The sequence below is a fragment of the Streptomyces sp. NBC_01320 genome, assembly GCF_035974375.1.
In the GTDB taxonomy this organism is placed as follows: Bacteria; Actinomycetota; Actinomycetes; order Streptomycetales; family Streptomycetaceae; genus Streptomyces; species Streptomyces yanii.
Genome location: NZ_CP108390.1, coordinates 5,356,074 through 5,376,909 on the forward strand (window position 1 = coordinate 5,356,074; position 20,836 = coordinate 5,376,909).

At 70.4% G+C, this 20,836-nt stretch carries 18 protein-coding genes; 12 read left to right on the top strand and 6 right to left on the bottom strand.

All coding sequences use genetic code 11. From position 1 onward, the window contains the following. Nucleotides 1-245: 245 nt before the first annotated feature. From OG395_RS24145 to OG395_RS24185, 9 genes are all read left to right on the top strand, one after another. The gene (locus OG395_RS24145; RefSeq protein ID WP_327244824.1) at nucleotides 246-2,063 is read left to right on the top strand and encodes a peptide ABC transporter substrate-binding protein; all 1,818 of its coding nucleotides are present in this window, start codon (nucleotides 246-248) and stop codon (nucleotides 2,061-2,063) included. 50 nt (nucleotides 2,064-2,113) lie between these two features. Beyond that, nucleotides 2,114-3,073 carry an ABC transporter permease gene (locus tag OG395_RS24150; RefSeq protein WP_327244825.1) on the top strand — a complete coding sequence of 320 codons (960 nt, stop codon included), beginning with the start codon at nucleotides 2,114-2,116 and terminating at the stop codon, nucleotides 3,071-3,073. Continuing rightward, nucleotides 3,070-3,981, top strand: a complete 912-nt coding sequence (locus tag OG395_RS24155) for an ABC transporter permease (RefSeq protein ID WP_327244826.1) — start codon at nucleotides 3,070-3,072, stop codon at nucleotides 3,979-3,981. The genes OG395_RS24150 and OG395_RS24155 overlap by 4 nt, the downstream gene beginning before the upstream one ends. Further along, nucleotides 3,978-5,687, top strand: coding sequence for an ABC transporter ATP-binding protein (locus tag OG395_RS24160; RefSeq protein ID WP_327244827.1), 1,710 nt, complete (start codon nucleotides 3,978-3,980; stop codon nucleotides 5,685-5,687). The genes OG395_RS24155 and OG395_RS24160 overlap by 4 nt, the downstream gene beginning before the upstream one ends. After that, the gene (locus OG395_RS24165) at nucleotides 5,684-6,619 is read left to right on the top strand and encodes an ROK family protein (RefSeq protein ID WP_327244828.1); all 936 of its coding nucleotides are present in this window, start codon (nucleotides 5,684-5,686) and stop codon (nucleotides 6,617-6,619) included. Before OG395_RS24160 ends, OG395_RS24165 begins: the two co-directional genes overlap by 4 nt. 470 nt (nucleotides 6,620-7,089) lie before the next feature. Then, nucleotides 7,090-7,704: an RNA polymerase sigma factor gene (locus OG395_RS24170; RefSeq protein WP_327244829.1), complete on the top strand. Its 615-nt coding sequence runs from the start codon at nucleotides 7,090-7,092 to the stop codon at nucleotides 7,702-7,704. Beyond that, nucleotides 7,692-8,702, top strand: coding sequence for a CU044_5270 family protein (locus OG395_RS24175; protein WP_327244830.1), 1,011 nt, complete (start codon nucleotides 7,692-7,694; stop codon nucleotides 8,700-8,702). The genes OG395_RS24170 and OG395_RS24175 overlap by 13 nt, the downstream gene beginning before the upstream one ends. 119 nt (nucleotides 8,703-8,821) lie before the next feature. Further along, nucleotides 8,822-9,817 (top strand): type I pantothenate kinase, encoded by a 996-nt coding sequence (gene coaA, locus OG395_RS24180; RefSeq protein ID WP_327244831.1) that lies wholly within the window; start codon nucleotides 8,822-8,824, stop codon nucleotides 9,815-9,817. A gap of 29 nt (nucleotides 9,818-9,846) precedes the next feature. Beyond that, nucleotides 9,847-10,785: a DUF389 domain-containing protein gene (locus OG395_RS24185; protein ID WP_327244832.1), complete on the top strand. Its 939-nt coding sequence runs from the start codon at nucleotides 9,847-9,849 to the stop codon at nucleotides 10,783-10,785. Between the two features lie 119 nt (nucleotides 10,786-10,904). On the opposite strand, the gene glmM is transcribed toward OG395_RS24185, so the two are convergent. From glmM to OG395_RS24205, 4 genes are all read right to left on the bottom strand, one after another. Next, nucleotides 10,905-12,263 (bottom strand): phosphoglucosamine mutase, encoded by a 1,359-nt coding sequence (gene glmM, locus OG395_RS24190; protein WP_327244833.1) that lies wholly within the window; start codon nucleotides 12,261-12,263, stop codon nucleotides 10,905-10,907. Between the two features lie 222 nt (nucleotides 12,264-12,485). Beyond that, nucleotides 12,486-13,013 carry a 30S ribosomal protein S9 gene (gene rpsI / locus OG395_RS24195; protein ID WP_037688031.1) on the bottom strand — a complete coding sequence of 176 codons (528 nt, stop codon included), beginning with the start codon at nucleotides 13,011-13,013 and terminating at the stop codon, nucleotides 12,486-12,488. Nucleotides 13,014-13,057: 44 nt separating this feature from the next. Beyond that, a complete protein-coding gene (rplM, locus tag OG395_RS24200) occupies nucleotides 13,058-13,501 on the bottom strand; it encodes a 50S ribosomal protein L13 (RefSeq protein ID WP_037688030.1) in 444 nt (147 codons plus the stop codon). A gap of 227 nt (nucleotides 13,502-13,728) precedes the next feature. Continuing rightward, a complete protein-coding gene (locus OG395_RS24205) occupies nucleotides 13,729-15,357 on the bottom strand; it encodes an ABC-F family ATP-binding cassette domain-containing protein (RefSeq protein WP_327249441.1) in 1,629 nt (542 codons plus the stop codon). Between the two features lie 58 nt (nucleotides 15,358-15,415). Here OG395_RS24205 and OG395_RS24210 point away from each other — a divergent pair, with 58 nt between their 5' ends. The 3 genes from OG395_RS24210 to OG395_RS24220 all read left to right on the top strand — a co-directional run bounded on the left by OG395_RS24210 (nucleotide 15,416) and on the right by OG395_RS24220 (nucleotide 18,899). Beyond that, the gene (locus OG395_RS24210; RefSeq protein ID WP_327244834.1) at nucleotides 15,416-16,270 is read left to right on the top strand and encodes a hypothetical protein; all 855 of its coding nucleotides are present in this window, start codon (nucleotides 15,416-15,418) and stop codon (nucleotides 16,268-16,270) included. Nucleotides 16,271-16,348: 78 nt separating this feature from the next. Further along, the gene (locus OG395_RS24215; RefSeq protein WP_327244835.1) at nucleotides 16,349-16,720 is read left to right on the top strand and encodes a toxin-antitoxin system YwqK family antitoxin; all 372 of its coding nucleotides are present in this window, start codon (nucleotides 16,349-16,351) and stop codon (nucleotides 16,718-16,720) included. 268 nt (nucleotides 16,721-16,988) lie between these two features. Continuing rightward, a complete protein-coding gene (locus OG395_RS24220; protein ID WP_327244836.1) occupies nucleotides 16,989-18,899 on the top strand; it encodes a hypothetical protein in 1,911 nt (636 codons plus the stop codon). 322 nt (nucleotides 18,900-19,221) lie between these two features. Here the strand turns inward: OG395_RS24220 and truA are convergent, their stop codons facing one another. Then, entirely contained in the window at nucleotides 19,222-20,076 is an 855-nt protein-coding gene (gene truA, locus OG395_RS24225; protein WP_266982581.1) for a tRNA pseudouridine(38-40) synthase TruA, read from the bottom strand. Between the two features lie 87 nt (nucleotides 20,077-20,163). Next, nucleotides 20,164-20,664 carry a 50S ribosomal protein L17 gene (rplQ, locus tag OG395_RS24230; protein ID WP_266982582.1) on the bottom strand — a complete coding sequence of 167 codons (501 nt, stop codon included), beginning with the start codon at nucleotides 20,662-20,664 and terminating at the stop codon, nucleotides 20,164-20,166. Nucleotides 20,665-20,836 lie beyond the last annotated feature (172 nt).

A 20,836-nucleotide genomic window follows, 5' to 3' on the forward strand; every position in this document is an offset into this window, starting at 1 on the left:
ATACGCCCGAGCCTGGCGCGGGGGAACAGCTTCGCGAAGGAAGTGAGCCATACCTGAAACCCATTCAATCCACCCAAATTCACCCAAAAGAGCGAGGCGATCGGGGCGGGTGGGCTTTCTTCGGAGGTGCAGTAACTTACTTTTTACTAATTCTTGTTTGTTTCTTCGGTGTGTCCGACGTTAGCTGTCGTGAACGCAGTGCCGGTCCCGGGACACCTACGGGTCCTTTCACTCTGAGGAGAGTCATGTTCCTTGCTCACACGGCGAACAGCCGCCGCTGGGCCCTCGTCACGGGCGCCGTTGTCACCGCGGGCGCTCTGCTGACCGGCTGTTCCGGCGGCGACACCTCGTCGTCCGCCTCCGGCTCGTCGGACACCATCAACTACGCGCTCCCGGCCAACTTCACGCCGAACTGGATCCTCCCGATCGGCACCGCCGCGCACCTGAACACCAACAACTCCTCCATATCCCAGTCCCTCTGGGAGCCGCTGATCGCGTACGACGGCTCCACCGGCAAGGTCGGCTGGAACAAGGACAACTCGCTGGCCACCGCAGCCGACTTCGCCAAGGACAGCAAGAGCGTCACGATCACGCTCGGCGACCGGCACTGGAGCGACGGCAAGCAGATCACCTCCCGCGACGTGGAGTTCTGGTTCAACCTGGTCAAGGCCAACAAGGCCGACTGGGCCAGCTACAGCCCGGGGAAGGCGCCGGACAACTGGACGTCGCTGAAGATCGTCGACGACACGCACTTCACCATCACCTTCGACCAGGCATACAACCAGCAGTGGATGCTCGCCAACGAGTTGAGCATGATCCGCCCGATGCCGCAGCACGTCTGGGACAAGACCAGTGACTCGGGCACCGTGTCGGACCTCGACCGCACCGCCGCGGGCGCCAAGAAGGTCTGGACGTACCTGAACAGTGTCGCCAAGAAGATCTCCGGCTACGCCACCGACCCGCTCTGGAAGACGGTCAGCGGCCCCTACACCATCAAGTCGTTCTCCACGGCCGGCAAGGTCGAGCTGACCGCCAACGCCAAGTACGACGGCGGCGGCAAGGCCAACATCAAGAACGTGAACCTGCTGCCGTTCACCACCACGGACGCCGAGAAGAACGCGCTCCGGGCAGGCACGGTCGACTACGGCTACATCAACGCCACCGACCTCAGCCAGGAGTCGTCCTTCGCTTCCAAGGGCTACACGGTGAAGCCGTGGTCCGGCTGGGCCATCACCTACATGCCCTACAACTTCAACAACCCCGCCATGGGCGCGGTCTTCAAGCAGCTCTACGCCCGCCAGGCAATCCAGATGTCGGTGGACCAGACCACCCTCTCCAAGGTCGTCTTCAACGGCACCGCGGTCTCCACCTACGGCCCGATCCCGCAGGGCCAGAATTCGTCCTTCGTCTCGTCGGAGCAGAAGAACAACCCGTACCCGTTCTCCACCACCGAGGCGAAGAAGCTGCTGACCGGCCACGGCTGGACCGAGCAGAACGGCACCATGGTGTGCACCAGCCCGGGCACCGGCGACAGCCAGTGCGGCGCCGGCGTGGACAAGGGCACCAAGTTCCGGATGCAGGTGCTCTCGCAGTCCGGTTCGACCGTGACCGACAACATGATGAGCGCCCTGCAGTCGTCGTTCGCCAAGACCGGCATCGATTTCACCATCAAGACCGCCCCGGTCAACTCGGTCCTCTCGCAGGCCGGTCAGTGCACGGCCGACCAGGCCGGCTGCAAGTGGCAGCTGTCGTTCTTCGGCACCGCGGGCAGCTGGTACTTCCCGGCCTACCCGAGCGGTGACTCCCTCTTCGCCACCGGCGGCGGCTCCAACTTCGGCAGCTACTCCAACTCCGCCGTGGACAAGCTGATCACCCAGACCACCACCTCCTCCTCCGACGAGGCGGTGCAGAAGTACAGCGCCGCCCTGGCCAAGGACCTCCCGGTCATCTGGCTGCCGGAGCCGGACTACCAGGTCTCCGTGGTCAAGAACGGCCTGGGCGGCTTCGCCCAGGACTCACTTGCCAACTTCCACCCCGCCATGTGGAAGTGGACCACCAAGTGAGCCCGGTCGGTGACCGTACGTACCACTGAGCCGAAGCGACCGGAAAACACATGAGCACTTCCTCGTACCTGATCAGACGGGTCCTCCAAGCCGTCGTGGTGATCGTCATCGTGACGATCGTGGTCTTCGGTCTGCTGCACGCCCTGCCCGGGGGTCCCGCTCGCGGGATCCTCGGCCCGCAGGCCACGGCGCAGCAGATCGCGTCCTTCAACCACGAGCAGGGCCTCGACAAGCCACTCCCCGTGCAGTACTTCTACTACCTGAACCAGCTGCTGCACGGCGACCTCGGAACCTCGTACACCCTCAATGAGCCGGTCTCCCAGCTCATCTCCGAGCGGCTGGCCAAGACCCTGGTCCTCACCGCTCTGTCGGCGATCGTCGGCCTCGTGCTGGCCATCCCGCTGGGCATGTGGCAGGCCGTCCGGCGCAACAAGCCCGTCGACTACGTCATCACCACGCTGAGCTTCATCGCCTACTCCACACCCGTGTACTTCCTCGGGCTGATCCTGGTGCTGGTGTTCAGCCAGGCGCTGCCGTGGTTCCCGTCCCAGGCCCCGCAGGGGGACACGCTCGCCCAGGTGTTCTCCGACCCGCTGGCGCTGGTGCTGCCGGTCGTCGCAGGTGCCGCCTCGATGATCGCGGTGTTCAGCCGCTACATGCGGGCGGCCACCCTGGAGAACCTCTCCGAGGACTACGTCAGGACGGCGCGGGCCGGCGGCTCCCGCTCCCGCTCCATCCTGTGGCGGCATGTGTTCCGCAACTCGCTGACGCCGGTGATCGCCATGCTCGGCTACTACGTGCCGGTGCTGTTCGGCGGCGCCCTGGTGGTGGAGCAGCTCTTCAACTACCCCGGCATGGGCCTGCTCTTCTGGACCGCCGCGCAGTCCTCCGACTACCCGGTGCTGCTGGGCTGTGTGCTGGTCATCGCGATCGCCACGGTGGTCGGCACGCTGCTCGCCGACATCGTCCAGCGAATCATCGACCCCCGAGTGAAGGCAGGTCGGGCATGAGCGCCGTCATCCAGCCGGGTCAGGCGCCCGGCACGGCCACCGCCACCGCCACCGCCACCGGTGCGGTGTCCGGCTCCCGGCTCGCCGTCCGGCGCTTCCTGCGCAACCGGCTCGCCGTGGTCGGGCTCGGCGTCGTGGTGTTCTTCTTCCTGTTCTGCTTCCTCGGTCCGCTGGTGTACTCCACCGACCAGACCCACACGATGCTCCAGCAGGTCAACCTCGGCCCCAGCGGTTCGCACTGGCTCGGCACCGACGCGGTCGGCCACGACGAGCTGGGCCGGCTGATGTACGGCGGCAAGGTGTCGCTGATCGTCGGCCTCGCCGCGGGCATCCTGGCCACCGTGATCGGCACCCTGTGGGGCGCCGCCGCCGGCTACGCGGGCGGCTGGATCGACGCGGTCATGATGCGGATCGTGGACGCGGGGATCGCCATCCCGGCGCTCTTCATCCTGCTGGTGGTTTCGGCCATCACCACCCCGGGCCTGACCGGGCTGATCGTCATCCTGGGCTTCGTCTCCTGGTTGGTGCCGTCCCGGCTGATCAGGGCCGAGACGCTGACCCTGAAGAACCGCGACTACGTCCTGACCCTGCGGGCCATCGGCGGGACGCACTCCCGGGCGATCACCCGGCACATCCTGCCGAACTCGGTCTCGACCATCATCGTTGCGACCACCTTCCAGATCGCCGACGCCATCCTGCTGGTCGCCTACGTCTCCTACCTGGGCCTGGGCGTCCAGCCGCCGGCCACCGACTGGGGCGGCATGCTCTCGGCCGGTCTCACCGCCGCCTACTCCGGCTACTGGTGGCTCATCCTGCCGCCGGGCCTGGCCATCATCCTGGTGGTGTGGGCGTTCAACGCGATCGGGGACGGACTCCGCGACGCATTCGATGTGAGGGGACGCGGATGACCGCCACCCAGGGCACCGCCGCCCCGTCGGCCGGGCCGATTCTCGAACTCGACGACCTCGGCGTCATCTTCACCAGCGAGACCGGCGAGGTGCCGGCCGTCCGGGGCGTCTCCCTGCACGTCAGCCCCGGCGAGACGCTCGCCCTGGTCGGCGAGTCGGGCTCCGGCAAGTCCACCATCGCGCTGGCCGCGATGGGCCTGCTGGCCGGCAACGCCCGTGCCACCGGCTGCGCCACCATCGCCGGCACCCAGGTGGTCGGTGCCCATGAGGCCGACCTGGCGGCGCTGCGCGGCCGGACCGTCTCCATGGTGTTCCAGGAGCCGGCCACCGCGCTGGACCCGCTGACCCGGATCGGCAAGCAGATCGCCGAAGTGATCCGCAACCACCGCGAGGTGTCCGCCAAGGACGCCGCCGCCGAGGCCGTCGAACTCCTCCGCAAGGTCGGCATCCCCGAGCCGGAGAGGCGGGCCACCGCCTACCCCTTCCAGCTCTCCGGCGGACAGCGCCAGCGGGTGGTCATCGCCATGGCCATCGCCAACGAGCCCGCCCTGCTGATCGCCGACGAGCCGACCACCGCACTGGACGTCACGGTGCAGGCCGAGATCCTCGACCTGCTGCGCCGGCTCGCCGTCGAGACCGGCACCGGCGTCCTGCTGGTCACCCACAACATGGGCGTGGTCGCGGACTTCGCCGACCGGGTCGCCGTGATGTACCACGGCGAGATCGTGGAGACCGGAGCGGTCGAGGACGTGCTGCTCCGCCCGTCCCACGACTACACCAAGCGGCTGCTGGCCGCGGTGCCCCGGCTGTCGGTCGCCGAGGCGGGCCGGCCGGCGGCGCCGGCCGCCACCACCCGCCCGGACACCGAGCCGGTGGTCGAACTCCGTGACATCTCCGTGGTGTTCGGCCGTGGCAAGGGCGCCGTGCGGGCGCTGGACGGGGTCTCGCTCGCCGTCCACGCCGGGGAGACCCTGGGCCTGGTGGGCGAGTCGGGCTCCGGTAAGTCCACCGCGTCCCGGGTCGCGCTCGGTCTGATCCCGCCGACTTCCGGCACCGTCTCGCTGTTCGGGACCGGCCTGGCCGGCACCCGGTCCCGGGCCCGCCGGGCGCTGCGGGCCGGTATCGGCGTGGTCCTCCAGGACCCGGTGGCGTCGCTGGACGCCCGGATGACGGTCGGCGAGTGCATCGCCGAGCCGCTCAGGGTGCACCGCCGCAAGCTCTCCGCCAAGGACCGTCAGAGCAAGGTCGCCGCCGTACTCGACCGGGTCCGGCTGCCGCGTGAACTCGCCCGGCGCGCCCCCCGGGAGCTGTCCGGCGGTCAGCGCCAGCGGGTCAGCCTGGCCCGCGCCCTGGTCCTGGAGCCACGGCTGCTGGTCGCCGACGAGCCCACCAGCGCGCTCGACGTGAGCGTGCAGGAGGCGGTGCTCGACGTGATCTCCGAGCTCCAGGACGAGCTGGGCTTCGCCTGTCTCTTCGTCTCCCACGACCTGGCCGTCGTACAGCACTTCGCCCAGCGCGTCGTGGTGATGAGGGCCGGCCGGGTCGAGGAGCAGGGCGCCACCGGCGCGACCCTGCTACACCCGGAGACCGACTACACCCGCCGGCTGCTGGCCGCCGTGCCGGTGCCCGACCCGGTGATCCAGCGCGGCCGCAGAGCCGAACGCCTGGCCACCCTCGCGGCCGGCCGGACGGAGGCCCAGGGGTGAGCTCCCATGACCGTACGCTCTTCGCCGGAGTGGACATCGGCGGCACCACCACCCAGGTGGTGCTCTGCGCCGAGGACCTGACCGTGCTGGACCGCGCCGAGGTGGCGACGCCGGCGACCGACGGCGGCCAGGCCATGATCGGCGCGGCCCTGGGCGCGCTGGCCCCGCTGCTGGAGCGCACCCCCGGCCGCCTCGTCGGCTGCGGGGTCGGCGCAGCCGGTGTGGTGGACTCCGCCACCGGTCGCATCCTGGTGGCCAGCGACTCCTTCACCGGCTGGGCCGGCTTCGCGGTGACAGACGCCGTCGAGGAGGCGCTGGGCGTCCCGGCCTTCCTGGACAACGACGTCAACGCCTTCCTCTACGGGGAGGTGTCCGGCGGCGCCGTGCGCGGCGAGTCGGACGTCCTCGGGATGACCCTGGGCACCGGGGTCGGCGGCGCGCTGTGGACGGGCGGCGCGCTGTTCGCCGGGCCGCACGGCGCGGCCGGCGAGATCGGGCACATCCCCGGCTTCGGTGATCTGCCCTGCTCGTGCGGCGGCCGGGGCCATCTGGAGACCCTGGCCTCCGGCCGTTCCATCGGCGCCCGTTACGCGGACCGCACCGGCCGCCGGCTGACCGCCCGCGAAGTCGCGCAGGCCGCCGACCGCGGTGACCAGGACGCCCTCGAGGTGTACCGGGCCGCCGGTGCCGGGATCGCCCGGGCGATCGTGATGACGGCCGGCGTCGTGGACATCACCACGGTGGTGGTCGGCGGCGGGGTCAGTCGCGCCTGGCCCCTGCTGGAACCCCTCATCCTGGCGTCACTGGCCGCCGACCCGCCGGTCAGCGGCTACCCGGTACGGCTGGTCAGGGCAGCCCTGGCTGCCGACGCGGTACCGGTCGGCGCCGCGGCTCGGGCCCGACGGGAGCTGGCGGCGAAGGTCGGGGTCTGAGGGCGCCCGGTCGAAGGCGCCACGAGTGCGCTCCGATGCTACGAGCCTCTGTGCGTCGTAGCGTCGGAGCGGGCTCTTCGCCGACCCTCCTCCGACGCCGGACGATCACCGTGTCGTCCAGGAGATCGAGGCCTTCCGTGCCGAGTGCCAAACATCGGCTTGCCCGCCCAGCCGGCAGGCTCTGAGGCTGATCGACGCGGGGTGCCGGCCACCGCGGTGGTACGGATGCCGGAGCGCGACGCCGACTCCATCCGCCGGCCGGCGTCCTCGCCGGGAGAGGGCGGGCTGAAGAGCCGGACCCGGTCCGTGCCGAGGTTGCTGCGGATCGGCCGCCGCGGCCGATACCGGGCTCGTACAGGGGCTGGGGGCGCCCGCCCGGCGGCCTGCTCCCTCAGAGCCCCGTGAACCTTTGTGCGCCCTGCGGGGAACAAGGGGGTGACACGCTCACCGACCGAGCCCCAGGAGCCCCTGTGACCGGACCCCCGACCGGACGGCCCATCGCCGAAGCCGACGACGACGCCGAGATCGTCGCCCAGTCGCTGGAGCAGCCGGAGATCTTCGCCGGGCTCTACGACCGCCACGCGCCCGACATCCACCGGTACGCCGCCCGCCGCCTCGGGGAGGGCGCGGCGGACGACATCACGGCGGAGACGTTCCTCATCGCGTTCCGGTCCCGGCGCCGCTACGACACCACCCGCCGGGGCGCCCGGCCCTGGCTGTACGGCATCGCCGCCAACCTCATCGGCAAGCACCGGCGCGGCGAGGAGCGGAGTCTGCGGGCCCTGGCCCGTACCGGACAGGACACGGTCGCCGCGTCCTGGAGCGACCGCTCCGACGACCGGATCGCCGCCCGGGTACCGCTGGCCGGAGCGCTCGCCGCGCTCTCCCCCGGCGACCGCCATGTCCTGCTGCTCGTCGCCTGGGCGGACCTCGGGTACGAGGAGGTCGCGCAGGCACTGGGCATCCCGCTCGGAACCGTGCGGTCCCGCCTCAACCGCGCCCGTCGCAAGGTCCGCGAGGCGTTGCACACCGACCCCGCGTTCACATCCGACGTCATGGAGCTGAGCCCGTCATGGACGAAATGACCCAGCTGCGCGAGCTGCGCGCAGATGCCCCCGTCCCCGACCGTGCCGCGCTCGCTCCCGGCCGGCAGCGGCTGACGGACTCCCTTGCGGGCGGCCGGCGCACCCGTCGGCTGCGTGCCGACTGGCGGATCGCGTCGATCGGCGCCGCGGCGGCGATCACCGCGGCCGCTCTGCTGACCACGCAGATCGGCGCGGACGGTCCCACCCACGGGGCCACCGCGGCGGCCCCCCTGACCCTGGACAGCCCGGCCGAGGTACTGAACCGGGCCGCCGACGAGCTGGCGAAGCAGCAGGCCGCGCCGGAACCGCGCGACGACCAGTGGATCTACACCCGGACGAAGATCGTCCAGCGGGAGCCCGAGGGGGGCTCGGCCGCCGTGGGCGGGTTCTTGTACCGGTCGGGCTCGGCCGCCGTGGGCCGGTTCTCCTACGACCCGGATTCCTGGGTTCCGTACGACAACTCCGCCGCGGCGAAGAACGGCAAGGACAGCGACTACCGCACGGCCCGCCAGGTCTACCGGGCCGCCGATGAGCTGCCCGACGATCCGGCGCGTCTGCTGGCGAAGGTCCGCTCGTTCTATCCGACGGGCCACACCGCCGAGAGCCCTCCCGAGGCCGAGGCCCAGCACAGCTTCCGCGCCATGGGTCTGATGGTCGAGACGTACCCGATCGCCCCGGACGCCCTCGCCCGGATCTACCGTGCGCTGGCCACCGTCCCGGGGGTGAAGGTCACCGACCATCTCGTGAAGGACGCCGCCGGGCGCGATGCCATTGCCATCACCCGGAAGGAGGACGGCTCGCACGAGCAGCGCGAGATCCTCATCAACCCCCGCGACTACAGCTACGCGGGCATGCGCTTCGTGGCCGCCGAGGACTACGAGATGAAGGCTCCCGCCGGGATGAAGGTCCCGACCGAGAAGTACAAGGCCGGGGAGGTCCTCACCAGCGAGGCTCGGATCAGGGCCGCCGTCGTCGACGCCGAAGGCCAGAAGTCCTGACCGCAGGGTGGTACGAAACGGGCCGGTGTCCGCTACAGGGGTGCGGACACCGGCCCGCAGCCCTTTCACGTGACCGACCCCACCCCCCACTGCGTCAAAACTCCCGCAACAATGAACACGTGATCACTTCGCCGCCACGGAGCACCCACCGACGCGCCGAGCACGCTTCGACGCCGTACGTCGACCTGTCGCGCGCCGAGTGGAGCGCCCTGCGCGACAAGACGCCGCTGCCGCTGACCGCCGACGAGGTGGAGCAGTTGCGCGGGCTCGGGGACGTCATCGACCTCGACGAGGTACGCGACGTCTACCTGCCGCTCTCCCGCCTCCTCAACCTCTACGTCCAGGCCACCTCCGGCCTGCGCGGCGCCCTGAACACCTTCCTCGGGGACGCGGGCAACGGCCATGGCGCGCAGCGGGGCACCCCGTTCGTCATCGGGGTCGCGGGCAGTGTCGCCGTCGGCAAGTCCACCGCTGCCCGTATCCTCCAGGCGCTGCTCGCCCGCTGGCCCGAGCACCCCCGGGTGGAGCTCGTCACCACGGACGGGTTCCTGCTGCCGATGAAGGAGCTCCGGGCGCGCGGGCTGATGTCGCGCAAGGGGTTCCCCGAGTCGTACGACCGGCGCGCCCTGACCCGTTTCGTCGCCGACATCAAGGCCGGCAAGGACGAGGTGACGGCGCCCGTCTACTCACACCTGATCTACGACATCGTGCCGGGCGAGCGGCTCACCGTCCGCCGCCCCGACATCCTGATCGTCGAGGGCCTCAACGTGCTGCAGCCCGCGCTCCCCGGCAAGGACGGCCGCACCAGGGTCGGGCTCGCCGACTACTTCGACTTCAGTGTGTACGTGGACGCGCGGGCCGAGGACATCGAGACCTGGTACCTCAACCGCTTCCGCAAGCTGCGCGAGACGGCCTTCCAGAACCCGTTCTCGTACTTCCGCAAGTACACCCAGGTCTCCGAGGAGGAGGCCATGGAGTACGCCCGCACCATGTGGCGGACCATCAACAAGCCCAATCTGCTGGAAAATGTGGCACCCACACGCGGCCGTGCCACTCTGGTGCTGCGCAAGGGCCCGGACCACAAGGTCCAGCGTCTCTCGCTGCGCAAACTCTGAGTCCCCCGAGCCTCCCCGGGAGTATCCGCGTGCTGCATCTGCGCCTGATCGTCCCTCAGGACCGCACGGACGAGGTGGTGCACCTCGTGCGGCACACCGTCGGCACCACGCATCTGGTGGTCATGCCCGGTGTCGCCCTGGACCCCGCGGGCGATGTCGTGACGTGCGACGTGGCGCGCGAGGCGGGCGACGAGCTGATCACATCGCTGCGCGAGCTCGGCATCGACGAGTCCGGCTCGATCACCGTCGAGGAAACGGACCTGACGCTCTCCGCGCATGCCGATCGGGCCGAGGAGGAGGCGCCGGGCGAGGGCGCGGACGCGGTGCTGTGGGAGGAGCTGGCGGACGCGACCCACGAGGAGTCGACGTTCAGCGTCACCTACCTGGCGTTCCTCTCGATCGCCACGATGCTCGCGGCCTGCGGTGTGATGCTGGACAACGCGATCCTGATCGTGGGGGCGATGGCGGTGGGCCCGGAGTTCGGGCCACTGGCCGGCATTTCCACGGCGCTGGTGCAGCGCGTCCCGCGCCTGGTGTGGCGGTCGCTGTGGGCGCTGGTCGGCGGGTTCGCCATAGCGATGGTGCTGACGGCCGGGTTCGCCTGGATGATGAACGGCCTCGGGCTGTTCACGGGGGCGATGATCGAGGCGGAGCGGCCCAACACGGCGTTCATCTGGCAGCCGGACTGGATGTCGTTCGTGGTGGCGTTCCTGGCGGGCATCGGTGGCACGCTCTCCCTCACCTCGGCGAAGTCGGGGGCGCTGATCGGCGTCGCGATCTCGGTGACGACGGTGCCCGCGGCCGCCAATGCGGCCGTGGCCTTCAGCTACCAGGACCTTGCGCAGACGTGGGGTTCGGTGGGCCAGCTGGCGGCGAACCTCGGCGGGATCGTGCTCGCCGGCACGTTGACACTGCTGGTCCAGAAGGCGCTGTGGGCGATGCACCGCCGCCGGATCCGGGCTGCCTGACGCGATGGCCCGGGCCGGCGACGGTCCTCCGGCTGCCGCCCGGCACCACCCGCACACGACGCCGCCCGGCGCCTCTCCAGGAGAACACCGGGCGGCACCTCACCCTCGTACGGCGATGGTCACCCCAGGGCGGACTTCACCACGTCGGCCAGCCGACCGGCCACCGACCGTGCCTGCTCGATGTCGGCCGCCTCGACCATGACCCGAACCAGCGGTTCGGTGCCCGACTGGCGCAGCAGTACGCGCCCGGTGTCGCCCAGCTCGCGCTCGGCCTCCTCGACCGCGGCGGCCAGCTCCGGGGAGGTGGAGACCCGGGACTTGTCGACGTCCCGGACGTTGACCAGGATCTGCGGGAGCCGCTGCATGACACCGGCCAGGTCGGCGAGCGTACGGCCGGTGGCGACGACCCGGGCCGCCAGCAGCAGGCCGGTCAGCGTGCCGTCACCGGTCGTGGCGTGGTCGAGGACGATGACATGGCCGGACTGCTCGCCGCCCAGCGCGTAGCCCTCCGCCTTCATCGACTCCAGGACGTATCGGTCACCGACGGCGGTCTGGACGAGGTGGATGCCCTCCCGCTCCATGGCGATCTTGAAGCCGAGGTTGGACATGACGGTGCCGACCACGGTGTCCTTGCGCAGCTGCCCGGCCTCGCGCATGGCGAGGGCCAGCACGGCCAGGATCTGGTCGCCGTCGATCTCCTCGCCCGAGGCGTCCACGGCGAGGCAGCGGTCGGCGTCGCCGTCGTGCGCGATGCCGAAGTCGGCGCCGTGCTCGACGACGGCGGCCTTCAGCAGGTCCAGGTGGGTGGAGCCGCAGCCGTCGTTGATGTTCAGGCCGTTCGGATCGGCCCCGATGGTGACGACCTCGGCGCCGGCCCGGGCGAATGCCTCGGGCGAGACCCGGGCGGCCGCGCCGTGCGCCTCGTCGAGGACGACCTTCAGCCCGTCGAGCCGGTTCGGCAGGACCGCGACGAGGTGGGCCACGTACCGGTCGAAGCCCTCGGTGTAATCGGTGACCCGGCCCACCCCGGCGCCCGTCGGACGCGCCCAGGGCTCACCGGTGCGGTGCTGCTCGTAGACCTTCTCGATCCGGTCCTCCAGCTCGTCGGCGAGCTTGTGACCGCCGCGGGCGAAGAACTTGACACCGTTGTCCGGCATGGCGTTGTGGCTGGCGGACAGCATCACGCCGAGGTCGGCGCCCAGCACGCCGGTGAGGTACGCCACCGCGGGGGTGGGCAGCACACCGACCCGCAGGACGTCCACGCCCGCGCTCGCCAGACCGGCCACCACGGCGGCCTCCAGGAACTCTCCGGACGCACGTGGGTCGCGTCCCACCACGGCGGTCGGCCGATGCCCCTCAAAGGTGCCCGCCTCGGCAAGCACATGCGCCGCAGCGACCGACAGACCGAGCGCGAGCTCCGCCGTCAGGTCCGCATTGGCAACGCCGCGCACACCGTCCGTGCCGAAGAGTCGTCCCACTGGTGTCCTCCGAAGATGCTCCGAAACCGAACTGCAAAAACAAAACAAGTCATGACAGGCATGACCCGGATCGACGCAAGGCAACATAAAGAGCCATGCCGAGCCACGGCGGGCCTATGAACGTCTGATGCCGTTATACGCCCGAGGGTGCCGATAGACGAACGCCCCGGGGGCACAGGGAGTGCCTCCGGGGCGAACGTGTACAGCAGGTGAGCAGGCGGATTAGCGCTTGCTGTACTGCGGGGCCTTACGGGCCTTCTTGAGACCGGCCTTCTTGCGCTCGACCGCACGGTCGTCGCGGGAGAGGAAGCCGGCCTTCTTCAGCGGGGCGCGGTTGTTGTCCACGTCCGCCTCGTTCAGCGCACGGGCGACACCGAGGCGCAGGGCGCCGGCCTGACCCGAGACGCCGCCACCCGAGATGCGGGCGATGACGTCGTAGCGGTTGTCGAGCTCGAGCACCTTGAAGGGCTCGTTGACTTCCTGCTGGTGCACCTTGTTGGGGAAGTAGTCCTCAAGGGTGCGACCGTTGATCTTCCACTTGCCGGTGCCCGGAACGATCCGGACGCGGGCAATGGCGTTCTTGCGACGGCCAAGGCCGGCGGCAGGCTGCGGCTCGCCGAAGCGGGACGCCAGCGACTCGCTGGTGTACTCGCCCTCGACGGGAACCTCGGACTCGAAGGTGGTCACCTCGGCGAAGACCTCTTCGCCCTCGGTGCCCTCGATGGGGTTCTCAACAGTGGTCTCGGCCACGATTCTCCTCAGATCTTTCTTTACGTCTTAGGGGGAGGCCGGAACTACTGCGCGACCTGGGTGATCTCGAACGGGACCGGCTGCTGCGCAGCGTGCGGGTGCTGGTCGCCCGCGTAGACCTTGAGCTTCGAGAGCATCTGACGGCCCAGGGTGTTCTTGGGAATCATGCCCTTGATGGCCTTCTCGACAGCCTTCTCCGGGTTCTTGGAGAGGAGCTCGTCGTAACGCACGGAGCGCAGACCACCCGGGAACCCGGAGTGGCGGTACGCCATCTTCTGGGTCTTCTTGTTGCCGGAGAGGTGAACCTTCTCGGCGTTGATGATGATGACGAAGTCGCCCATGTCCATGTGGGGGGCGTAAATCGCCTTGTGCTTGCCTCGGAGGAGGTTCGCAGCCGTGGTGGCCAGACGACCCAGGACGATGTCCTGCGCGTCAATGATGTGCCACTGGCGCGTCACATCGCCGGGCTTGGGGCTGTACGTACGCACTTCGTAGCCTTCGCTTCTTCAGTGGATGAGGTCCAGACACATGGCACCCCTGAAGCGATCATGCAGCTGGGGCTCACAATGCCGGGAACGCTGCCCGTATGCGAGCCACTGGTAACTGCTCCAGAGAACCTACGTAAGGGCTCTTCGCGTGAGAACGACGAAGCCGATACGTATAACAACCCCCGACAGTACCCGCCCCGCCCGGGACGGGTCAAAACGCGCCGGCCCTACCGCTCCCGCTCCACCCGCCGCTCGTCCCACACCGGCTCCGCCGTCTCCCGCACCACCCCGTCCGACCCGAACACCAGGTACCGGTCGAAGGACTTCGCGAACCACCGGTCGTGTGTGACGGCCATCACGGTCCCGTCGTACACCTCGAGCCCGTCCTGCAGGGCCTCCGCCGACTCCAGGTCCAGGTTGTCGGTCGGCTCGTCCAGCAGCAGCGCCGTGGTTCCCGCCAGCTCCAGCAGCAGGATCTGGAACCGTGCCTGCTGCCCGCCGGACAGCTTCTCGAAGGGCTGGTCGCCCTGCCGCTCCAGTTCGTACCGGCGCAGTACGGACATCGCCCCGCCCCGGTCCTTCGCGTGCTCCGTCCACAGGATCTCGACGAGGGTGTGCCCCATCAGCTCCGGATGGGCGTGCGTCTGCGCGAAATGCCCGGGCGCGACGCGCGCGCCGAGCTTCCACTCCCCCGTGTGCGCGACCGGTTCCCCGGCCAGCAGCCGCAGGAAGTGCGACTTGCCCGAGCCGTTCGAGCCGAGGACGGCCACCCGTTCGCCGTAGTAGATCTCCAGGTCGAACGGCTTCATCAGCCCGGTCAGCTCCAGCCCCTTGCAGGTCACCGCCCGCACCCCGGTCCGGCCGCCGCGCAGCCGCATCTTGATGTCCTGCTCGCGGGGCGGCTCTGGCGGCGGCCCCGCGTCCTCGAACTTCTTGAAGCGGGTCTGCATCGCCCGGTAACGCGACGCCATGTCGGGGCTGATCGCCGCCTGCTGTCGCAGCCGGTGGACCAGCGCCTTCAGCCGGGCGTGCTCCTCCTCCCAGCGCCGCAGCAGCTCCTCGAACCGGGCGAACCGGTCCTTCCTGGCCTGGTGATACGTATCGAAGCCGGCGCCGTGCACCCACACATCGCTGCCCGCCGGACTGGGCTCCACGCTCACGATCTTCTCGGCGGCCCGGGACAGCAGCTCCCGGTCGTGCGAGACGAAGAGCACCGTCTTCCGCGTCTCCTTGAGCTTCCCCTCCAGCCACCGCTTGCCGGGGACGTCGAGATAGTTGTCCGGCTCGTCGAGCAGCAGCACCTCGTCGGGCCCGCGCAGCAGCGCCTCGAGCACGAGCCGCTTCTGCTCACCACCACTGAGCGTGCGGACCTCGCGCCACTGCGCCTTCTCGTACGGGACACCGAGCGCGGCCATGGTGCACATGTCCCAGACGGTCTCGGCCTCGTACCCGCGGGCCTCCGCCCAGTCGCTGAGGGCCTGCGCGTACGTCATCTGCGCGGCCTCGTCGTCGACGGTGAGGATCAGCTCCTCGGCCTTGTCGACGGCCTGTGCCGCCTCCCGGATACGCGGCTGGGCGACGGAGACGAGGAGGTCCCGGACCGTACGGTCGTCCCGCACCGAGCCCACGAACTGCGGCATCACCCCGAGTCCGCCGCTCACCGACACCGTGCCGCCGTGCGGCTGGATCTCCCCGGACAGCAGCCGCAGCAGCGTCGTCTTCCCGGCGCCGTTCGCCCCCACGAGGGCGACGACGGCCCCGTCCGCGACCCGGAACGAAGCATCGCCGAGCAGCACCCGCCCGTCCGGTAGGTAGTACTCGAGATGGCCTGCTTCAAGATGTCCCATGCACAGCATTGTCACGGGCCGCGAAGCCCTGGCCCAACCGGTTTACGCCTCCTCTAGGATTCGCCGCATGAGCTTTGGGCAAGGGGGGCCCTCCTGGGGGCCCGGAGGCAATCACACTCCGGACTGGGCAGCGCTGGCCGATGAATCCGCCGCGCGGAGCCGTCGCAAGAAATGGCTGATGATCGGCGGCGGCGCGCTCGCCACCGCCGCGATCGGGGCGATCGTCGCCACAGCGGTCATCTCGACCAACAACAACGGCGGCTCCACGGGCTCGGGCAAGAACGCGAGCCGGCTGCCGGGACCCGCCGATCTGCCGAGCGACTCGGCGGAGCCCGAGCCGTCCTTCTCCACGGTGGCCCCTCCGCCCCCGCCGGACCCGAAGGACTACATATCCGATGTGAAGAAGGACAGGGCGCCGATCTCCATCGACTCCTTCTACCCGGGCAAGAAGCTGACGATGGGCGACCGCGTCTACGCCAAGGGCGCCACGCACCGCACGACGAACTGCGCCGCGACCACCCAGGGCGCGCTCGGCTCGATCCTCACGAACAACGGCTGCGACCAGGTCATCCGCGCCACGTACAGCAGGGCGGGGGTCGCCGTCACCGTCGGCGTCGCGGTCTTCGAGACGGAGGCGCAGGCCAAGAAGGCGGCGCAGCAGGCGTCCGGCGGTCTCGCATCGCTGAGCGGCGCGGGCGTGCCGACGTTCTGCCGCGGCGGTTCCATCTGCCGCCGCACCGCCAACTCGTACGGCCGCTACGCCTACTTCACCGTCGGGGGCTTCACGAACGGCACGAACGTCACCAAGGCCGACAAGAAGGTCTTCGCGGTCGGCGACGACCTGACGAACTTCACGTTCCGTCAGATCCGCCACCGCGGCGAGGTCCAGGCCTCGGCGGCGGCGACCGCACCCGCCGGCTGACCCGGCCCGGAGGGTGTCGCACGCCCGCCACAGAGCGGTGAACGACTGCGTCGCATCCCCCGACCGACGGGCCGTCCGATGACCGACGTCACACGCATCGACATCGACGACCCCGAGGCCGACATGGACGGGGCGCAGTGTCTGCTGTACCGGGGCGCACCCTTCACGGGCGAGGTCGAAGAACGCCTGGGGGGTGTCGTTGTCAGCCTTGATTCCTACGTCGACGGGGTACAGCACGACCCCGGCCGCGAGTGGTACAAGGACGGCGCACTGCGATCCGAGGCGACGGCCCGCACAGGGCGCCCTGTCGGACTGTCGAGAGAGTGGCACCCGAACGGCACGCTCGCCGTCGAGCAGGTCTTCGCCGAGGACGGGCTGACCATGCTGATGGATCGCCGGTGGGACGAAGCGGGGCGGCCGACGAAGGAGTGGCGCACGGGCGAGGAATGAGCGCTTCGGCCACATGCGTCGAGCCGCCGGCGCACGAGCCGTCGGAGCACGCGGGCAGGCAGCCCCCGCCCACGGGGACCGCCGGCGGAGCGGTACCGGCCCGGGATGCTGCGCAGGCGGTGCGGGACCCGCCGGGCCATGCCTGAACAGACCGTGGGCGAAGGCCGCCTCACCCCTCCCCTGTCGTACGATCGGACCCGCCACCGGGACACGTGCAGGCCTCGGCGGCAGCGACCGCGCCCATCCGCCGACCCGGCCCGGGGATCTCGTGCGTCTTCCGTTCCTCCTCACCCTTCCCCGCGTGCTGCGCCACGGCGCGGCCATCGGCGCCGACCTGCCGCCGGACGAGGCCGTGGTCGTCGACACCCAGGACCCCACGCTCCGTGCCGCCCTGGCCTCGGCCGCGGCAGGCGACCACAGCCCCGCCCGCGAACTCCTCGCCGCGACCCGTGTGCACGCCCAGTGGGAGCTGAGGGACGGATACGTATCGGGTCTCGCCGAGTCCGCCCTGCACAACCCGGGCTGGTTGGACAGCTGGCTGGCCGACTCCCCCGAGGACCCGGACGCGGCTCTGGTCAAGGCGGCCCACTGCATCGGCCAGGCCTGGGAGATACGTACACCGGCCCGCGCCGGGCATGTCTCGCGCGACCGGCTCCAGGCGTTCTTCGCGCTCCTGCACGACGCCGTCCCGGTCATCGAGACAGCGGCCGGCCTCAACCCCGCCGACCCCGTTCCGTGGCGCATCGCCCTGACCCACGCGGTGGGCAGCCAGGCGCGCCGCGATGTCTTCGACGGCTACTGGGCGCAGGCCCGCGCACGCGACCCGCACCACTACGGATGCCACTTCGCGGCTCTCCAGTACCTGTGCGCGACATGGCACGGCTCGCACCAGGAGATGTTCGACTTCGCCGAGAGCGCGGCCGATACGGCCCCGCCCGGCTCGAAGCTGCATGCACTGCCGCTGTTCGCCGCGCTGGAGTACGCGGTCCTGTCCCCCGGAACACCGGCCGTCCCCGACCCGTACGCGCCGCGCGTCTCAGCGGCCGTCGCCCGCGCCCTGGATCTCTCTGCGGCGTACGGACCGGGCAGCCACGAGGCGGCCGGATTCCGCAACCACCTGGCCCTGATGCTCCTGCGCGCGGAACGCTGGGACGACGCCCTGGAAGCGTTCCGCAGTATCGGCATCCACGCCACCGCGTACCCGTGGGCGTACTTCGGCGACGACCCGCGCCAGGAGTTCCTGGACACGCGCTCGGGAGTCCGTATCCATGTGGCGACCAGAACCCCGTTCTTCGCCCGCCCTCCGCAGCCCCGCTCCGGCCCCGACCCGGCTCCCGCCTGGACGGAAGGTGCCCCCTGCGCGCTCGCGATAGCCGCGGCCCGCCCGGCGGAGGTGGCGCAGGCGGCCCTGATGTGCGGCGTCTGTCTGCGTACGGCGCCGGCGTCGGACACGCACACGTACATCGAGGCCGTCCCCGACCCCAAGCCCACCACACGCTCGATCCTGTCCACGGAGGACCGGCTGACCACAGCGGTCGACAACTTCACGACCGGCGAGAAGTGGCCGACTCTGGTCCTGCGCCGCACCCACGAACGCTGCGGCTTCACCCTGTTCCACAAGGGCCGCCCCCTGGCCGCGCACGAGTGGAACACCACCTCGCCCGCGCCGGACCACGCCACGGTCACCGCCACGGCCGCCGTCCTGTCCCGCTTCTTCGACCTCGCGGACCCCCGCCCGCTGACCCACATCCTCCGCTCCACGGTCAATCCGCACCGGCACCAGTCCGACCTCCTGGCAGCACTGTCCCTCCCCCCGCTGCCCCCGGACTTCGGCACCCGCCCGGAGGTCCTGGACGCCCTCCCCGGCGCCCGCGTCCTCACCCGCCGCAGCCTCCTCGCCGGCATGCGCGGCACGATGACGACCGAGGGCGGTGCCCACCCGCAGACCCCCGGCACCGGTGCACCCCGCCCGGCCCGCTGGTGGCTGCTCCGCGCTCTGGGCCTGCTGTTCTTCACATCGAGCGCGGTCCTCTCGTGGTGGCGCCCGGGCATCGGCCCGATCCTCTCGACGCTGCCGGCCCTCGCGGCGCTGGCGATGGCGGGACAGCTGACGGGGGCGTGGCGACAGCGGCGGGCGCAGCCGACACCCGCGGCCCGTCCGTCGAGAACACGGCTCTGAGCCAGGTCGGGCTCCCCGCGACCGCCTTGGGGCGACGGCCGTACGGTGCGCCGACGAGCGGGCCGGTACGACGCAGGGCCGGAACGGTGCCGCGGACAACGGCCTCCGTGAAGGCGGCGGCGCGTCCGCCCGACGTCGTACCGCGCGGACTGTCGTCGGCGCGGGTGAACCGGACGATGCCGTCGCGACCGACCCGCACCCTCATCGGCCGCCCCCCGGCCTCGCTCGGACGCGTTGCCGCACCGGACGTCACCGATAGGGCCGACGAACGGCGGCGACGCGCACATCGAGACGGTCCGGAGGCAGCGGACGGCGCCGCGCCTCAGCAGCAACCGCCCCCCGGCAGCGTCCGCATGTTGCGTGCCTCCTTGTTGCGCGCGGCGAGCAACTCGTCGACCGGGTAGGCGACTTCCTCCAGCGTCAGCCCGTGCGGCCGCACCACGTGCACCCCCGGGTCCCGCACCCCCGCCGCCAGCACCTGGGCCGGCCACGGGTCGGGGCGGCGTCCGTCGCCCACGAACAGCATGGCGCCGACCAGCGCGCGCACCATGTTGTGGCAGAAGGCATCGGCCTGCACGGTCCCCGTGATGACTCCGGACGCCTCGTCCCGTACCCAACTCAGCTTCTGCAACGTACGGATGGTCGTCGCACCCTCGCGCTTCCTGCAGTACGCGGCGAAGTCGCGCTCCCCGAGCATCCTGGCCGCGGCCGCGTTCATCGCGTCCACGTCCAACGGCCGGTCGTGCCAGAGCACATGACCGCGGGTCAGGGGATCCGCACCACCCGGCCGGTCCGAGATCCGGTAGGCGTACCGCCGCCACAGCGCCGAGAAACGCGCGTTGAACCCCGCCGGGGCCTCGGCCACCCGCCAGATCCGTACATCGGGGGCCATCCGGCCGGCCATCCGACGCAGCAGCAGCGCGCCGTGCTCGGCCCACACCCCGTCCGGAAGATCGACATGTGCGACCTGACCGCGGGCGTGCACCCCGGCGTCGGTGCGCCCGGCAACCGTCAGGTCGTACGTCCGCTCGGATCGCGTCACGGTACGCAGCGCGTCCTCGATCTCCCCCTGCACCGTGCGCCGCGCCGTCTGCTTCGCCCAGCCGGAGAAGTCCTTGCCGTCGTAGGCCAGGTCCAGCCGCACCCGTACGAAACCGGGCTCTACCTCGTCACTCACCCAACGATCCTCTCAAGCCTGAACATACGGAACGGGCCCACACCGCCCCGAAGGGTGATGCGGGCCCGTCCAGTGGTCTCAGAACGCTCAGGCGTCCTTGGACTCCGCGTCGGCCTCGGCCGGCTTGGCGTCCTCGACGACCTCGGCGGACTCGTCCTTCTTGAGGGAGTCCTCCTTGACCGCACGCTTCGTCGCGGCCTCGGCCTCACCGGTGGCCTGCTGCGCCACGGTCAGCGCCTCGACCAGCTCGATGACGGCCATCGGGGCGTTGTCGCCACGACGGTTGCCGATCTTGGTGATGCGCGTGTAACCACCGGGGCGGTTCTCGTAGCGCGGGGCGATCTCGGTGAAGAGCGTGTGCACGATGCTCTTGTCCGTGATCGTCTGCAGAACGAGGCGACGGTTGTGGATGTCGCCCTTCTTCGCCTTGGTGATCAGACGCTCGGCGACCGGACGCAGGCGGCGGGCCTTGGCCTCGGTCGTCGTGATGCGGCCGTGCTCGAACAGCGACTTCGCGAGGTTCGCGAGAAGCAGACGCTCGTGCGCGGCGCTGCCGCCCAGACGGGCACCCTTTGCGGGACGCGGCATGGTGTTTCTCCTTGTGTGCTGCACCGGCCGTATCAGGTACCGGTGTCAGTTCCCGTGAAGCGGCCGCTCCACGGAAGTCCATGGGCCATCCGGACACCATCTTGGCCGATGAGATCAGTCATCGGCCGCAATCGAGCCCGTCCGGCGATTGAGGACAAAGCCCTCACCCGGT

What these genes read in the sequence shown, in the direction of transcription:
- OG395_RS24160 (WP_327244827.1), top strand. Translation starts at nt 3,978, where the DNA reads ATGACCGCCACCCAGGGCACCGCCGCCCCGTCGGCCGGGCCGATTCTC.
- OG395_RS24145 (WP_327244824.1), top strand. Translation starts at nt 246, where the DNA reads ATGTTCCTTGCTCACACGGCGAACAGCCGCCGCTGGGCCCTCGTCACG.
- OG395_RS24155 (WP_327244826.1), top strand. Translation starts at nt 3,070, where the DNA reads ATGAGCGCCGTCATCCAGCCGGGTCAGGCGCCCGGCACGGCCACCGCC.
- OG395_RS24150 (WP_327244825.1), top strand. Translation starts at nt 2,114, where the DNA reads ATGAGCACTTCCTCGTACCTGATCAGACGGGTCCTCCAAGCCGTCGTG.
- OG395_RS24175 (WP_327244830.1), top strand. Translation starts at nt 7,692, where the DNA reads ATGGACGAAATGACCCAGCTGCGCGAGCTGCGCGCAGATGCCCCCGTC.
- OG395_RS24210 (WP_327244834.1), top strand. Translation starts at nt 15,416, where the DNA reads ATGAGCTTTGGGCAAGGGGGGCCCTCCTGGGGGCCCGGAGGCAATCAC.
- OG395_RS24205 (WP_327249441.1), bottom strand. Translation starts at nt 15,357, where the DNA reads ATGCTGTGCATGGGACATCTTGAAGCAGGCCATCTCGAGTACTACCTA.
- OG395_RS24215 (WP_327244835.1), top strand. Translation starts at nt 16,349, where the DNA reads ATGACCGACGTCACACGCATCGACATCGACGACCCCGAGGCCGACATG.
- rplQ (WP_266982582.1), bottom strand. Translation starts at nt 20,664, where the DNA reads ATGCCGCGTCCCGCAAAGGGTGCCCGTCTGGGCGGCAGCGCCGCGCAC.